The 15,604-nt window shown below is 53.0% G+C and carries 18 protein-coding genes; 9 read left to right on the forward strand and 9 right to left on the reverse strand.

Annotated features, from left to right (window positions below; translation table 11 throughout):
- Positions 1-19: 19 nt before the first annotated feature.
- Positions 20-673 carry a fructose-6-phosphate aldolase gene (gene fsa / locus V7676_RS01495; RefSeq protein WP_335657888.1) on the forward strand — a complete coding sequence of 218 codons (654 nt, stop codon included), beginning with the start codon at positions 20-22 and terminating at the stop codon, positions 671-673.
- A 45-nt stretch (positions 674-718) separates the two neighbouring features.
- On the opposite strand, the gene V7676_RS01500 is transcribed toward fsa, so the two are convergent.
- Positions 719-1,939 (reverse strand): penicillin-binding protein activator, encoded by a 1,221-nt coding sequence (locus V7676_RS01500; protein ID WP_335657889.1) that lies wholly within the window; start codon positions 1,937-1,939, stop codon positions 719-721.
- Positions 1,940-1,949: 10 nt separating this feature from the next.
- On the opposite strand from V7676_RS01500, the gene rsmI reads away from it, so the two are divergent.
- Genes rsmI through V7676_RS01520 form a run of 4 tightly spaced genes read left to right on the forward strand, consistent with a single transcriptional unit; the run spans position 1,950 to position 4,764 of the window.
- Positions 1,950-2,792 (forward strand): 16S rRNA (cytidine(1402)-2'-O)-methyltransferase, encoded by an 843-nt coding sequence (gene rsmI, locus V7676_RS01505; protein ID WP_335657890.1) that lies wholly within the window; start codon positions 1,950-1,952, stop codon positions 2,790-2,792.
- The gene (locus V7676_RS01510; RefSeq protein ID WP_335657891.1) at positions 2,792-3,145 is read left to right on the forward strand and encodes a YraN family protein; all 354 of its coding nucleotides are present in this window, start codon (positions 2,792-2,794) and stop codon (positions 3,143-3,145) included. The genes rsmI and V7676_RS01510 overlap by 1 nt, the downstream gene beginning before the upstream one ends.
- Before the next feature lie 35 nt (positions 3,146-3,180).
- Complete coding sequence (gene gshB / locus V7676_RS01515; RefSeq protein ID WP_335657892.1) at positions 3,181-4,134, forward strand: glutathione synthase; 954 nt, start codon at positions 3,181-3,183, stop codon at positions 4,132-4,134.
- 21 nt (positions 4,135-4,155) lie between these two features.
- A complete protein-coding gene (locus V7676_RS01520; protein WP_335657893.1) occupies positions 4,156-4,764 on the forward strand; it encodes a DedA family protein in 609 nt (202 codons plus the stop codon).
- A gap of 183 nt (positions 4,765-4,947) precedes the next feature.
- Here V7676_RS01520 and V7676_RS01525 read toward each other — a convergent pair whose 3' ends face one another.
- From V7676_RS01525 to rph, 5 genes are all read right to left on the reverse strand, one after another.
- Positions 4,948-5,292 carry an endonuclease domain-containing protein gene (locus V7676_RS01525; RefSeq protein ID WP_335657894.1) on the reverse strand — a complete coding sequence of 115 codons (345 nt, stop codon included), beginning with the start codon at positions 5,290-5,292 and terminating at the stop codon, positions 4,948-4,950.
- A 174-nt stretch (positions 5,293-5,466) separates the two neighbouring features.
- A complete protein-coding gene (locus V7676_RS01530; protein WP_335657895.1) occupies positions 5,467-6,378 on the reverse strand; it encodes a tyrosine recombinase XerC in 912 nt (303 codons plus the stop codon).
- 58 nt (positions 6,379-6,436) lie between these two features.
- A complete protein-coding gene (gene hemW, locus V7676_RS01535; protein ID WP_335657896.1) occupies positions 6,437-7,597 on the reverse strand; it encodes a radical SAM family heme chaperone HemW in 1,161 nt (386 codons plus the stop codon).
- Between the two features lie 9 nt (positions 7,598-7,606).
- Positions 7,607-8,236, reverse strand: a complete 630-nt coding sequence (rdgB, locus tag V7676_RS01540; RefSeq protein WP_335657897.1) for an RdgB/HAM1 family non-canonical purine NTP pyrophosphatase — start codon at positions 8,234-8,236, stop codon at positions 7,607-7,609.
- Positions 8,237-8,244: 8 nt separating this feature from the next.
- Positions 8,245-8,958, reverse strand: coding sequence for a ribonuclease PH (gene rph / locus V7676_RS01545; protein WP_335657898.1), 714 nt, complete (start codon positions 8,956-8,958; stop codon positions 8,245-8,247).
- A 97-nt stretch (positions 8,959-9,055) separates the two neighbouring features.
- On the opposite strand from rph, the gene hrcA reads away from it, so the two are divergent.
- Positions 9,056-10,099 (forward strand): heat-inducible transcriptional repressor HrcA, encoded by a 1,044-nt coding sequence (hrcA, locus tag V7676_RS01550; protein WP_335657899.1) that lies wholly within the window; start codon positions 9,056-9,058, stop codon positions 10,097-10,099.
- On the forward strand, positions 10,096-10,707 hold the full coding sequence (gene grpE, locus V7676_RS01555; RefSeq protein ID WP_335657900.1) for a nucleotide exchange factor GrpE: 612 nt from the start codon (positions 10,096-10,098) through the stop codon (positions 10,705-10,707). The genes hrcA and grpE overlap by 4 nt, the downstream gene beginning before the upstream one ends.
- 10 nt (positions 10,708-10,717) lie before the next feature.
- Here the strand turns inward: grpE and V7676_RS01560 are convergent, their stop codons facing one another.
- Positions 10,718-12,073 carry a GntP family permease gene (locus V7676_RS01560; protein ID WP_335657901.1) on the reverse strand — a complete coding sequence of 452 codons (1,356 nt, stop codon included), beginning with the start codon at positions 12,071-12,073 and terminating at the stop codon, positions 10,718-10,720.
- 546 nt (positions 12,074-12,619) lie between these two features.
- Here V7676_RS01560 and V7676_RS01565 point away from each other — a divergent pair.
- Together V7676_RS01565 and V7676_RS01570 are read left to right on the forward strand one after the other, a co-directional pair.
- Entirely contained in the window at positions 12,620-12,916 is a 297-nt protein-coding gene (locus V7676_RS01565; RefSeq protein WP_335657902.1) for a glycine zipper 2TM domain-containing protein, read from the forward strand.
- A gap of 244 nt (positions 12,917-13,160) precedes the next feature.
- Positions 13,161-14,549, forward strand: coding sequence for an MATE family efflux transporter (locus V7676_RS01570; RefSeq protein WP_335657903.1), 1,389 nt, complete (start codon positions 13,161-13,163; stop codon positions 14,547-14,549).
- Positions 14,550-14,582: 33 nt separating this feature from the next.
- Here the strand turns inward: V7676_RS01570 and V7676_RS01575 are convergent, their stop codons facing one another.
- Positions 14,583-15,032 carry a vgr related protein gene (locus V7676_RS01575; RefSeq protein ID WP_335658881.1) on the reverse strand — a complete coding sequence of 150 codons (450 nt, stop codon included), beginning with the start codon at positions 15,030-15,032 and terminating at the stop codon, positions 14,583-14,585.
- Positions 15,033-15,059: 27 nt separating this feature from the next.
- Positions 15,060-15,530: a copper chaperone PCu(A)C gene (locus V7676_RS01580; RefSeq protein WP_335657904.1), complete on the reverse strand. Its 471-nt coding sequence runs from the start codon at positions 15,528-15,530 to the stop codon at positions 15,060-15,062.
- Between the last annotated feature and the right edge of the window lie 74 nt (positions 15,531-15,604).

Raw genomic sequence — 15,604 nt, forward strand, 5'->3', positions numbered from 1 at the left:
CATCAGGAGCACACACCACATGAAATTTTTTGTCGATACCGCCGATACTGCCGAAATTGCCGATCTGGCTGCAACAGGAATGGTTGACGGTGTCACCACCAACCCGTCTCTGATCAAAAAATCCGGCCGTGACATTATGGAAGTGACCAAGGAAATTTGCGGCCTGACCGATGGTCCGGTCTCTGCCGAAGTCGTCGCGCTGGATCATGAGACAATGTTGAAAGAAGCCGAAGTGCTTCGCAAAATCGCGGATAATGTCTGCATCAAAGTGCCGCTCACCATTGATGGTCTTAAGACCTGCAAGGCCCTCACCAGCGAAGGTACGATGGTCAATGTGACGCTTTGTTTCTCCGCCAATCAGGCATTGCTGGCGGCCAAAGCAGGCGCGAGCTTTATCTCACCTTTTGTGGGCCGCCATGATGATAATGGCTTTGATGGTATGAAGCTGATTGATGATATCCGGTTGATTTACGACAATTATGCCTATGAAACAGAAATATTGGTCGCTTCGATCCGTCACCCGATTCACGTGCTGGAATCAGCGCGCATCGGCGCAGATGTCGCCACCATGCCGCCAAGCGTGATCCGCAACCTGTTCAAACATATCCTGACTGACAAGGGTATTGAGGGCTTTTTGGCTGACTGGAAAGATACCGGCCAGCAAATTGGCTAATATTAGGTGCTCCGCAGTGTTTGCGGAGCACCGTTTAGCTTAATATTAGAAACCTTTGGGCGCAGGATCGACGACACTAAAGCTTCCGTTTTTAATTTCCTGAACTTCCAGTGCCCGTTCCGAAACGCCGTTCCGGCCAAAGCGGAAAACGCCGTCTAGGCCGATGAACCCGCCGGGATCGGTAAGTTTCTCAATCGGGAACGGCGTCCCGACTTTCCAGTTCTGCGCCACTTTGACGGTGAGCAGAACCGCATCATATCCCAAGCTAGAGAGCCGGAAAGGCGCGCTTCCGTACCTCGCGCGATATTTGTCGGCATATTGGCTGTATAATCCGTCCGAAACGCTGGCAAACCATGCGCCGCGCATGGAGGGAGCACCGGCAAGATTGCTGCTGGTATTCCACAGGTCCGTACCAAGAATTTTGGCGGTCCCGCTTGCATTTTTGCGGATTAGCGGCGCGGCTTTGATTGCCATTGTGCCGTTATCGGCCAGCAATACCGCATCAAACTCGCCATTTTGGGCCAGCTTTTTGGTGGCGGCTTCCATGGATTGCGAATCGCGGTTAAAATTCTGGATGGAAATGACCGTTCCGCCAGCATCCTTAACCGAACGGAGCAGCGTGGAAGAAGCGCGCTGTCCATAGACGCCGTTAGGCACCAAAGCGGCAAAGCGTTTCATGCCTTTTGATTTCGCATAGCTGACGACACGTTCAATGGACTGTGACGGAATATGGCCTAGCAAGAAGACATTATTACCCGCCACACCGGCATCGTTAGAAAAGCTGAGGATAGGTACACCGGCTGGTCGTGCAATATTGGCGGTTGCCACAACATTATCGCTGAGCAAGGGGCCAAGGATCAGCTTATTACCATCGGCGACCGCTTTTCTTGCGGCGGCGGCGACACCTGTGGCGGTATCATAGCTGGTCATGCGGATATTTTGGGCTTTGGTGTCGAGCATCGCCATTGTCGTCGCATTGGCAATAGACTGTCCAACGCCGGCATTTTTGCCGGTCAAGGGCACAAGCAGAGCAACACGGTGATGCTGCTGATCGGTCGGCAACTCACCTGTTACCGGCGCTGGTGTCGGTGCGGTGGCAGGGGGACGATCTCCGCCGCGCGGAACAATGGATTGGCAGCCGGCCAGAAAAATGATCGAAGCGAGGGCTGCATGCTTCAGCAAGCTACGACGCTGCCCTTGCGCTGGCGCTAAGGTAGTTTGGGGGGATGCTTTTTCATCCTGTTCTACACGCAAATTATCTGTCATGGCGTTCCTTATGTCTGCACCCGTTGAACATGGTCTGTATATCGTCGCGACGCCAATCGGCAACCTCGGAGATTTGTCTTATCGGGCCGAAGAAATCCTGAAAACTGCTGATTTGATCTTAGTCGAGGATTCAAGAGTCACTGGCAAGCTTTTGAATCATATCGGTAAAAAGGCTAGAATGAAGGTCTATAATGACCATAAAGGCGAGCATGAGCGGCAGGAAATTTTAGCGGCCATTGGATGTAAAATTGTCGCACTTGTCAGCGATGCCGGTACCCCGCTTATTTCTGACCCCGGCTACAAGCTGGTTCGCGATGCGCGTGCGCAAGGCGCCTATGTCACGACAATACCGGGGCCAAGCGCTGTTATTGCCGCGTTGACCCTGTCCGGATTGCCCAGCGACCGGTTTTTATTCGAAGGATTCCTGCCTAGCAAAACCAAAGCACGTGGGGAGGCTTTGGCGGAGTTAAAGCCCATAAAGGCCACGCTGATTTTCTATGAAAATGGTTCGCGGCTTGGGGGGATGCTGGCAGATGCGGTGGCCAATCTGGGGGATCGCCGCGCCGCCGTCATTCGCGAGATTACCAAGAAGTTTGAAGAAACCGTGACGGGAAGCCTGCAAGAATTGTCGGATCGCTATGCCGATGAAAAGCCCAAAGGCGAGATTGTCGTCGTCGTTGGACCGCCCGGCGCAGTGGAACCGGCGAGCAGCACTGACATAGAGGCCGCCTTGCGTGAAGCATTGACACGGCTACCGGCATCCAAGGCGGCAGGCGAGGTGGCGCGCACATTGGGTGCCGATCGCAAAGAGCTGTATGAACTGGTGAATCGCTGGAAAGCGGACGAGCAATAATGACGAGACAGCGTGCCGAACAGCAGGGACGGCGCGCTGAGAGCATTGCCGCAGGTTGGTTGCGCCTACATGGCTGGCGTATATTGGCCCAGCGGGTTCGCACGCCGCGCGGGGAAGTTGATCTGGTCGCAAAGCGGCGAGGGCTTGTCGCCTTTGTTGAAGTGAAAGCGCGGACCAAGGCGGCGGATCTGGAGACAGCGATTGACCTCCGCAGATTGAAACGGGTCGCGGCGGCGGCAGAAATACTCTATCCTGAATATTGCAAAAAGGGCGAAGATGCGCGGATTGACGTGATTTTGGTTGCACCGCGCCGCTTGCCAACCCATTTAACCAATGTCTGGCACGGTTTCTGACCCCGCCAATCCCAATGACGTGAAAAGGCGCCCCTATGACTCTGAAAATCGCTGTGCAAATGGACCCCATGGAAACCGTGAAAATTGGGGGCGATAGTAGCTTTGCATTGATGATCGCGGCCCAGAAGCGCGGACACCGGCTCTATCACTATGATGTCAAAGACCTGACCTATCTGGGAAGCCGGCTCACTACACTCGCGCATCCGGTGAAGGTGCAGCAGGTGGAGGGCGACCATTATGAATTTGGTGAACAGGTGCGGATTGATCTGGGTAGCGATATCGACGTCGTGTTGATGCGGCAAGATCCGCCCTTTGATGTCGGCTATATTACCGCGACCCATTTGCTCGAACGAATTGAGGGAGAGACGCTGGTCGTCAATAATCCGGCATCGGTCCGCAATGCGCCGGAAAAAGTCTATGTGCTGGATTACGCACAATATATGCCGCCAACATTGGTGACACGCAATATTGATGAGATCCGTGCCTTTCAGGCCGAACATGGCGGCATTGTCGTCAAACCGCTCCACGGCAATGGTGGCAAGGCGATTTTTCTGGTCCCAGAAGATGGCAGCAATTTAAGTGCCTTGATCGAGGTTTTTAACCAGACCTGGCCAGAGCCGCATATGATCCAACCCTTCCTTCCCGAAGTGCAAAATGGCGACAAACGGATCGTATTGGTCGATGGCGAAGTCGCGGGCGCGATCAACCGCAAGCCCGGCAAAGGCGAGTTTCGCTCCAATCTGGCGCAGGGCGGCTATGCCGAGGCAGCCGAACTAACCGAGCGCGAGAAAGAAATTTGCGCAGCGATGGGACCGGATTTGAAACGGCTGGGCCTGTTGTTCGTGGGCATTGATGTGATCGGCGGCAAATGGCTGACCGAAATCAACGTGACCTCACCGACCGGCATTGTTGCGATTGATAAATTCAACGGCACCGATACGTCGGGGATGATTTGGGATGCGATAGAAAAGCGCCTTGGAACAAATTAACAGTCCAGCGGTTTCTCTCCGATGAGTGACTGGATTCCCCAATTTATTGAACAAGGCGGCTATCTCGCGATTGGCCTGCTCATGGCTATCGAGAATATATTTCCCCCCATTCCTTCCGAACTCATCATGGGTTTGGCCGGAGTAGGCGTGGGCGAGCGCAATTTTATAGCGCCATTGGTGGTGTTGGTCGGTTCTCTTGGCTCGCTTGCGGGCAATTATGTTTGGTTCATGGTTGGGCGGCATTGGAATGAGGATGATCTGCGTAACTTTGTCCGCAAGCATGGCCGCTGGCTGACCCTTGATGTGCGAACCGTGAACCGGATTGACGCCATTTTCGACAATCACGGAGAATGGGTCGTCTTTTTTGCGCGTTTCATTCCCAATATACGGACATTAATTTCAGTACCGGCGGGATTATTCGGAATGTCCCATAAGCGGTTTATACTCTCCACTTTTGCAGGTGCTACCGTGTGGAATAGTGCATTGGTGTTTGCCGGTTACCAGTTGCAACAAAATGTGGACCATATCGAAAAATATCTCGGCCCCGTCTCTTTGGGCGTTATCGTGGCGGCGGTGATTATTTATGTCTGGCGCGTGATATTCTGGCGGCCTCAGGAAGAAGAGGGTTAGGGCGACCCAAATCCTCTCCCATCGGGAGAGGCAAGTGTAGCTTGTGAACTCGTTCACTAGCGAAACTCGGTGAGGGGTTTGCATCGTCAAGAAGTTCGAACCCCTCACCGACTGCGACTAGGTCAGTTCGGACCAAGTCTTCGTTGCCTCTCCCGATGGGAGAGGGTTTTGGATGGACTAATGTTATTGGTTTCTAGCGTTCCTTATGGTTTGGCGGATATCCTCCAGGACGCCATCGAGATTTTCGAAAACCTCATTATTCCAATATCTGAGCACCGAATAGCCAAAGGCCTCCAAAACTCTTGTTCTTTCCGCATCATCCGGGTTGTCGGCATGTTGGCTGCCATCCAGTTCGATGATCAATTTAATTTCCTGACAGACAAAATCGGCGACTGCATTTCCAATGGGAGCTTGCCTCCTGAATTTGGCATTTTCTAACTGGCGTGATCGCAGTTTAGACCAGAGCAGGGCTTCGGCATCGGTTTGGGTCTTTCTGAGTGTGCGAGCCATGGGTGTTAGGCGTTTCATCGTGATAATATTCCTCTAAAATACATCTCCCATAGGGAGAGGCAAGTAAGCCTTGGCCAAAGGCTTAGGCGCACTCGGTGAGGGGATCGAACCTCTCGATCGTATAAACCCCTCACCGAGCTTCGCTAACAAACACGTTTGTAAGCTCCACTTGCCTCTCCCCTCGAGAGAGGGTTATCTCGCCCTCGGATGGGCATTATGATAAACATCCAGCAAATGCGCCGCATCGACCGCCGTATAAACCTGCGTACTGCTCAAACTCGCATGGCCCAATAATTCCTGCAAACTCCGTAAATCGGCTCCGCCAGCCAGCAAATGAGTAGCAAAGCTGTGGCGCAAGGCATGGGGCGTGGTCTTGTCCGAAATGCCGAGCTTTTCGCGCGCATTTTGAACGACCCGTCGGATCAAATTGGGCGCCAACGGTCCGCCGCGTTTGCCTCTGAAAATCGGCTGGTCCGGTTCCATTACATGGGGGCAAAGGTCGATATAATGTTCAATCGCTTTGCGGACTTGCGGAAGCAGCGGTACGATCCGCGTCTTGTCGCGCTTCCCGGTGACGCGCAGCACATCGGACAGGGGTAGGGCGTCTGCGGTTAGATCAAGCGCTTCGCTGATCCGCAGCCCGGAGCCATATAGCAGCAACAAAACGGCCCAATCACGCGCGCCGATCCAATCTTCGCTGGCATTTGTCGCAATATCATTGGCCATCGCCAATATATCATCGGGTGAAGCGGGACGCGGAACACCGCGTGTTACCTTGGGGCCTTTGATCTTTGGTATCTGTGCTCCAGAATCATTGGCATCTCCGCCAACATGCTTCAAAAATGCCCGAAGAGCGGATAATTCGCGTGCTGCGCTATTGTTGGTCAGGCCATCGGCGCGGCGAAAGGCGAGGTAGGAGCGGATGTCCGCTTGCTTGAGCGCTTTAATCTCCGCCGCGCCCACGGCTCCGCCAATATGCTCCATCAGAAAGGCGCAAAAACGCTCCGCCGTGGTCACATAGGCGCGTACCGTATGTTGGGAGCGCCGCCGTCCTTCGCGCAAATGGCGGGAGAAATCCTGTATAAGGGCGGTGGTGCTTTCCATCCGGCGGAATCTAGCAGCGGCGGGACGAAATACCAAATCCCGATTGCAGCGATTCACGTTAAAGCTGGGAAGGGTCCGCAATGATTTTGGGCAAAATGGCATCCAGCAGGGGCATGCCTTTTGGTGTCACCGTCAGCCGATCATCATGTTGATGAACAAGATCAAGCGTGGAAAGCTTGGCAATCTCTCCAATGTCCAGCATGGTCGATACCGCCAATCCGGTTTTATCCTGCAAAGCGACAAGATCAACCCCTTCGGCCAGTCTGAGTCCCATCATCAAGGCTTCCATCGCGCGTGTCTGCGGTGACAAAGCCTGTTCGACTTTCAGGCCATTGCTGTTGCGGTCCACGGCGGAGAGGAAGTTTTCCGGCTTTTTGTGACGCTCGGTTGCTGTGTTCAGCCGCCGTCCATGGGCACCAGGACCAATACCGACATAATCCTCATAGCGCCAATAGGTTAGATTATGGCGGCTTTCCTGACCGGCGCGGGCATGATTGCTAATCTCGTAAGCGGGCAGTCCGGCGTTGCGGGTTAGGTCCTGCGTCAATTCGAACATATCGGCGCAATGATCATCATCGGCGGGAACCAAAGCGCCGGTTCGTACCAATGTTTCAAAGCGCGTTCCGGGTTCTATGGTCAGTTGATAAAGCGAGAGATGATCGGTGCCAAAACTCAGGGCGCGTTCCAATTCCTGTTGCCAACTGTCCAGCGATTGATCGGGCCGTGCATAGATGAGGTCAAAACTAACCCGATCAAATGCTTTCTGGGCAACATCGAGCGCGGCCAAGCCCTCTTTCACATCATGGGCTCGCCCCAGAAATTGGAGAGTCTGGTTATCCAGAGATTGCAGGCCCAGCGAAACGCGGTTCACGCCTGCTTGCGCCAGATCGATAAATCGCGCGGCTTCAACGGAGGAGGGATTGGCCTCCAGCGTAATCTCGATATTCTCGGCAAAGCCCCAATGGCGCTCGGCTTTGTTGATCAGCTCTGCCACTAGCGATGGCGGCATCAGGGACGGGGTGCCGCCGCCAAAAAATATGCTGGAAAGCGGGCGGCCGGTTGTCAGCGCCGCTTCATGGGCCATATCGGCGAGCAAGGCAGTTTTCCATGCGGCAACGTCGGTTTGTTCGCGAACGTGGCTGTTAAAGTCGCAATAAGGGCATTTGGATACGCAAAACGGCCAATGAATATAAAGCGCGAGGGGAGCAGGTGCGGTCATTGTTCCATTTTAGAAACAGGCCGAAACCAGTTTTTTGAAAGCATCTGCGCGGTGGCTCATGTCATGTTTCTGCTGAGGGTCTAATTCGGCAAAAGTTTGTTTAAAACCAATGGGTTGGAACACAGGGTCATAACCAAAGCCCAGCGTCCCGCGCGGGGGCCAAACCAAATTGCCCTGCACGGCACCTTCGAAAACTTCCGAATGCCCGTCGGGCCAAGCAAGGGCGAGGGTGCAGATAAAATAGGCGCTCCGGTCGACATCCGGCCCCAGTTCCGCCAGCTTTCCTTCAACCTTGCCCATTGCCATATACCAGTCCCGGCCTGGTCCGCCTTCGTAAATGTCCGCCTCCGCCCAATCGGCTGTATAGACGCCCGGCGCATCGTTAAGGGCGGCAACACAAAGCCCGCTATCATCTGACAGAGCGACACAATTGGCGCCTTCCGCACTTGCCCGGGCTTTGAGCAATGCGTTTTCCGCAAATGTCGTTCCGGTCTCTTCCGGTTCCGGCAGGTCTAATTCTGCTGCCGATACAGGTTCGATGCCAAAAGGCGCCAGCAAGGCACGAATTTCTCGCACCTTGCCTTGGTTATGACTGGCAATGATGAGCTTGCCGGGAGTAAGTTTGCGGTGCTCGGTCATAAACGTCCTTAAGAAACCGCCTTGTCCTGCGCTTCAAAAATTTGGCCGCAACCGATTTTCGCAAGCCGCATCAAGCGCATCAAGCCTTCATCATCAAATGTTGCGCCTTCCGCCGTGGCCTGTGCTTCGGCAATATTGCCATCGCCGGTTAGAACGAAATTGGCATCGGCTCCGGCGTTGCTGTCTTCATCATAGTCGAGGTCGAGCACGGGATTGCCGTTAAAGATACCACAGCTAATCGCAGCAATTTTCTGTTCAATCGGATCTTCGCTGATCAGTTTTTGATCGAGCAAGCCATTAACCGCAAGCCGCAAGGCAACCCAAGCGCCGCTAATCGAAGCAGTACGCGTTCCGCCATCGGCCTGAATAACATCGCAATCAACGGTGATCTGCCGTTCGCCCAATTTCTTCATATCCACGACTGCACGCAAGGAACGTCCAATAAGGCGCTGAATTTCCTGCGTCCTGCCGGATTGTTTGCCGCGCGCCGCTTCACGGGAATTACGCGTATTGGTTGCACGGGGCAGCATCGAATATTCGCCGGTGACCCAGCCTTCACCCTTACCGCGCAGCCAAGGCGGGATATTGCTTTCGACACTTGCGGTACAAATAACTTTGGTATCACCAAAACTAATTAGACAAGACCCTTCAGCATGTTTGGTAAATCCGGTTTCGATAGAAATAGCGCGCATTTCGTCTAGCGCGCGTCCTGATGGGCGCATGGGTGATTCTCCTGTGGATGGTTTGGGCTTCGTCTTAGAACAGGCAGCTAAATCTGCAAGGCTGGAATCAAATGAATAATATCCCTATCTAATAGTCATGACCTCTGGACCAATTACCGAAATGACGACTCGCGCACAGGATATTTTCCGTATCGTAGTGGAATCCTATATCGACAATGGCGCGCCGGTCGGGTCGCGCACTATTTCGAAAGCTCCGGGTTTGGAACTCTCGCCTGCCTCAATTCGCAATGTGATGCAGGATCTTGAAGAATTTGGTTTGCTTGCTGCTCCGCATACCAGTGCCGGACGTATACCGACCGAATTGGGATTGCGGCTGTTTGTTGATGGCATGATGCAGGCGGCAGAGCCTAGTCAGGAAGAGCGCGATGCGATCGAGAGTCAGATTACCGAGAGCGGTCCAATAGAAGATGCGCTTGCAGCTACGACAATGATATTATCGGGCCTTTCTGCCTGTGCGGGTCTTGTTCTGGTGCCCAAGCGCGAACCGGTTCTCAAACAGTTTAGTTTTATCAAATTATCCGAAGGGCAGGGGCTGGCAATTCTCGTGTCTCAAGCTGGGGGCGTAGAAAACCGTGTGCTTGATCTGCCGATCGGAATATCGGAATCTGCGTTGGTTGAGGCGAGTAATTATCTCACCGCGCAATTTGGCGGAATGACGCTATCTCAGGCGCTCGGTAGGCTAGATAATGAAATTCAAGCGGGGCGTTTGGCCATCGACAAGGCGTCCGAAGACCTTGTAAAGCGTGGCTTTGCTACTTGGACTCAAGACCCGACCGAACGGCCTGTGCTGATCGTGCGGGGACAGGCCAACCTGCTCGAAGACAGTGCACTCGCCGATCTTGATCGCGTCCGGCAATTGCTCGACGAATTAGAAGGTAAGCAAGAAATATCACGCTTGCTCGATAATGCGCGCGATGCCGAGGCAGCGAAAATTTTTATCGGCGCGGAAAATAAATTATTCTCGCTTTCGGGTTCATCTGTGATAGCGGCGCCCTATAAAGACGGGGACGGACAAGTGGTCGGCGTGGTCGGCGTTATCGGTCCGACACGCTTGAACTATGCGCGCGTAGTACCCATGGTAGATTTTACAGCACAATCGCTGTCCAGATTTTTGAAATGAGTGACGAAATAATGAGTGATACGAAACCACAAGACAATGAAAATGCAAATTTGGATGAAGCCGCTACGGCTGAGTTGCAAGGCGTTCCGGACGCGCTGAAAGAAGGTGCCGAAGAGGAATTAGAGGAATTTTCCATGGAAGAACGCGTCGCAAACTTGGAAAATGAACTTGCTGAAGCGAAACAACAGGTCCTCTATGCCCAAGCGGAAACCCAAAATGTTCGCCGCCGGCTTGAAAAGGATGCGCAGGATGCGAAAGCCTATGCCGCAACCGGTTTCGCACGCGATATGTTGAGTGTTTCCGATAATCTTCAGCGCGCGCTCACCGCTATTCCTGCTGAAGTGAAGGACGAGGAAAAGTGGAAGGGTTTGATCGGCGGCATAGAAGCCACGGGCCGGGAACTGGATACGGTCTTCGAGAAGAACGGCATCAAACGCGTAGCCTCTATTGGCCTACCCCTTGATCCTAACCAGCATCAGGCGATGATTGAAATTCCAACCGACGAGCATGAGCCCGGCACAGTGGTTCAAGAAATGCAGGCCGGATATGTGATCAAGGATCGGTTGCTTCGCCCTGCTTTCGTAGGCGTTGCGAAGAAGCCGGAATAATCCGTAGCTTCTAGAAAATTCCGAACAGGATGACTGCCGCAATCGTACCAATAACAGGTATCACCACGGTTAGCGCGCCGACTGCACCATAGGCATCCTTATGTGTCTCACCACAAACCGCGCGGATTGTGGTGACGACATAGCCATTATGCGGCAGGCTATCGAGCGCACCGGATGATATGGCGACGACGCGGTGCAATTCGTCGGGTTGTGCACCCATGTCGAGATAATGGGGCGCAATCAGGGGCAGGGCGATAGATTGTCCGCCTGAAGCTGATCCGGTTAGGCCCGCAATGACGGTGACAGCGACTGCTGCTCCAATTAGCGGGCTGCCCGGAATATTCTGGACCATCATTAGTGCTTCCTGAAAAGCGGGCGACAGCTTGGCTACCGCACCAAAGCCCACCACTGCGCAGGTGTTCGTAATTGCGACGACGGCGCTGGTGGCTCCGCGGGAAAAGGCTTCCGGCATGGCCGGTAATTTTTGATAGCCAACGGCAATAGCGACGAGCCCACCTGAAGCCAGTGCGGCTACAAGTGCCCATTTATCGAGCGAGCTTTGTGGCAAAATCGTTGATAACGGACCCATATTTTGCGGATATTGGAAGATCAGGAAAACAGCTAGCACGGCGACCAGTGGCAAGAGGCACAAAATTGGTGCGGGCAAATTGCTGTAATCGATATTGGCGTCGTCGGTTTCGCGGCCAACAAAAGTCTCGCCTTTAGCGACAGCGCGTTTGACCATCCAATTGAGCCAGAAATGTCCGGCGATGGCCATTAAGACGGCAATGACAAGGCTAACCTGCCAACCGGCATAGGCTGTGGTGCCAAGATATTCCATCGGGATGAGATTCTGGATTTCCGGACTTCCTGCAGAGGTCATGGTGAATGTGACGGACCCAAAGGCCAGAGCAGCGGGAATGAAGCGGCGTGGCAAATTGGCCTCGCGGAAGAGATGGACTGCCAAGGAATAGACCGAAAATGCTACGATGAAGACGCTGACACCGCCATAAGTAAGAACAGCGCAGGCGGCCACGACGGCGAGCACCGCATGTTTGATGCCGATTTTCTCGACAATCCAGTGCGCGACGCTGGCGGCGGCACCGGATGCGCCCATAATCTCGCCAAATATCGCGCCGAGTAGGAACATGAAGAACCAGCTTTTGAAAAAGCCGACAAAGCCGTCCATATAAGCAGTCGCAAAGTCCGGCGCGCCTTCAATGGCAAGCGGCGGCAACCACGCCAAACCGCTGGTGGCAGCAACTATCGCAGCGGCGACTGGGCCAGCAATCAGGATATTTACGCCCTTCACCGTCATATAGATGAGCAGCGCGAGCCCGCCGATTAGTCCAATTGCCGATAACATCCGCTGGTCCCTTCTTTTCGTTGAACGCTTATTGGCAGAGGAAGGGAAGATGTCGCAAGGATCAATTTACATCCATGATCCGGCTTGAGGCAGTGTGACCTTTGATTTGCCCACTTATCCAAGTTGCATCAGATGTATAAAATGCGAATAACCTGCTATAATAATTAAATATTTCCAAAATTTAACAAGAATCTAACGCCATTTTTGGTCCAAAATACCGGGATGAAGTTCACAGGATACCCCTTGTTTGTAGTATCGGTAATGCCGGGCACAAGTGCAGGAGTAACTATTTCGGTGATCAGATTGATATCACTAGTCTAGCGATAATAAACCGGACGCCATAAACGGAGTGACAGAACCTAAATCTAAAAATTAAGATCATTATGATTGAGAAAGCGCACGCACCTTATAGCATCAACTCGCCTGTGTAGGAAAGACAGTCCGGTTTGCGGCAGGTGATCTGAAAAATCTTGATGCTTCAGGAACCAAAGCGGCAATGGCGCGTTTACGAAAGATCAGCGGGGCAGATTATTTCAGGAGCATATCATGCAAATATTGGCAAAAAAACTTACAGTCTTTACCGCTACAGCCGTGTCTGCCCTATCTTTGACGGCCTGCGCGAGTAACTATGCTGGCGAAGGTGCTGCGGCTGGTGCAGCCGCAGGCGGCATTATAGGTGCGGTTACAGGCGACACAGATGACGCCATCAAAGGCGCTGCAATTGGTGCTGCGGCCGGTGCGGCGGCAGGCTATTTTGTAGACAAAAATGATCGCTGTGATGGTTATGACCGCTATGGCAAGCTGGATGAAGATTGCCGCGGTAAGCCGGGTTACCCTCGCTAATTGGTGTTAATGGTTTGCGCTTAGGGTCTGATCCTAAAGTGCAAACCGCAATTATCGGTGCCTAATCCTTCAGATAAGTTCTGTTAACCCTGAGCCTGTCGCAGGGTGGCATGTGATGCTTGACTTTGAAACGCCCTTCGGCAGGCTCAGGATTGACGGCCTCTTACTTCTTTTACCAAATAGATTTGTATCGAAACGAAGGGTTTCACTAGCGCGGTTCAGCAGGCTCAGCTAACGGGCTTTTATGGCTAGCGCAGCGTATTCTTTTCCTTCACCCAACCCGTGGCGCCGCGAAGCGAACACCACGCTGAAACTTGCCTGGCCGCTTATACTCTCCAATCTCACTATGGCTTTAATTGGTGCGACCGATGTGCTGATGATCGGCTGGCTAGGCGCGCGCGAATTGGCAGCCGCAACGCTTGGTTTTAACCTCGCCATGAGCTGCGCGATTTTCTGTATGGGACTGATAACCGCGTCTGCCCCCATGATGGCGAGCGAAATTGGCCGCATGGGCCATAGCGTAAGGGATCTTCGCCGGACATTCCGGCAGGCCATGTGGGCAGCGGCAACCGTTATATTACCTTTCTGGCTGTTGCTCTGGAACACCGAAAGCATATTGCTTTTCTTTGGCCAGCAACCTGATCTTGCCCGCAATGCCGGGATCTATATCTCCGCTTATATGTGGTCGATCTTGCCATTTCTGTTTTTTATAATCTTGCGAAATTTTGTCTCGGCTTTGGAACAGCCGGTCTGGTCGCTGGTGATTAGCGTGATTGCGGTTTTGGCCAATGCCTTGTTCAACTATGCGTTGATTTTTGGCAAATTCGGCGTGCCTGAATTTGGCGTGATTGGTGCCGGTATCGGCAGTGTGATGACCAATGTGCTGATGTTTGGCGGCATGGCGCTGGTGGTTATTTTCCACAAACGTTTTCGCCGCTATCATTTGTTCGGCCGTTTCTGGCGCAGTGATTGGCAGCGTTATCGCAAGCTTTGGAAATTGGGCTTGCCCATCGCCGTGACTATGGGACTGGAAGGTTCCATCTTTGGTATCGCTGCGTTGCTGATGGGCCTGATCAATGCTGAATCTGTTGCGGCACATGCGATTGCGCTGCAACTTGCATCGTTGACGTTTATGGTGCCGATGGGTTTAGCGCAGGCAGCTACGGTTCGCGTCGGTATCCAATATGGTCGCCGCGATCATGCCGGTATCACCCGTGCTGGCTGGGTAAGCTTTGTGTTAGGCACGTCATTCATGGCGGCGATGGCGATGATATTATTGCTCGCCCCTAATTTCCTTATTGCAATTTTCATCGATGCGAAGGCGCCGGGCAATGAAGAAGTTGCGGCTCTAGCGGTTAGTTTTTTGGCCATTGCGGCTATTTTTCAGATTGTGGATGGAGCGCAAGTGGTTTCTGCAGGGATGCTGCGCGGGCTGCATGACACCACCGTGCCGATGGTTTTTGCACTGATGGGCTATTGGTTTATCGGCATTGGTGTGGGCGCTGGTCTAGCCTTTTGGCAAGGTTGGGAAGGCGTGGGCGTTTGGACGGGGCTTGCCAGCGGACTTGGAATTGTCGCGGTGCTGATGCTGGGGCGCTGGACGATGCGCGAGCGGATTGGATTACTGCCTTAGGGCCCCGCACGCATTCTCTTCCACAAAAGCCCGCTAAAACGGGATCAGTCCGACAAACTGGTCCGGTGTAAATCCGTTATTCAACTTTGCGCCATGTCTCAGCATAAAATCATGCCGGACAATTTCTGCCTGCTGTTCAATACCATAATTTTCAAACGGCTTGCCGGGCACCAGTTGATAGTCATAGCGGCAGAAGGGATGCCGGGCGAGGGGAAGGAATACGCCTTCTTGATGTTGCCAGACATGGACCATTTCATGAATGAACAATCCCTGCAGATTAAGGTCTGCTTGGCTATAATCATGCCGGAACAGGCCGCCCTCGGGATGAAACCATAGATTTCCATCAGGCGCCATGGTTACGCGCTTGGGATGAAAGGGCCACCATTTGCGATTGTATATCTGGACCAGAGAATAATCGATCCTGTCACCGAATACGGATTGGCATAAAATCACCTCCGCTTTAGAAAGCAGACGCGCCGATATGGTTTTGGCTTTTACTTGTTCTGGCACTTATTCCGGCTTGTCTGCTTTTTTGGTGTCTGCAGCCGGTGTACCGACTTTATTGATGACGGCGTTCACCTGAATGCGGTCATCATTGGAGAACATGAAGATCATTTTCAATGTGCCTTGAGCAACCGATCCGCCGCCGATGCCCCAGATCATAAGATGTTTGCCGCCCGGTTCAAATTTCACATCCTTGCCAGCCGGGATCAGCACCTTTTCCATATGTTGCATTTTCGCCATGCCGTCTTCTTCAACAGTTTCATGCATTTCCATGCGCATGACATCATCAGCCGTTACACTGATCAACGTAACATCTTCTGTTCCGCCATGGATTCTGGCGTAGCCAGAGGACGGATTCCCGTCGACTGGGGATAGATTGACCACCACATCACTGACATAAAGAACGTCGCCTTGACCACAGGACGTTAAAAAAATTGCGGCGAGGCCAGCAAAAAATATCGAAAGCTGTTTCTTCATGATTGGCTGAAAACTCCTGAATTTGGCGTCAATCGCATGCTTTTTTAATATCTACAGTGTCTATCAGCTTGTGC

Source organism: Parasphingorhabdus sp. (genome assembly GCF_036963805.1).
Taxonomy (GTDB): Bacteria; Pseudomonadota; Alphaproteobacteria; order Sphingomonadales; family Sphingomonadaceae; genus Parasphingorhabdus.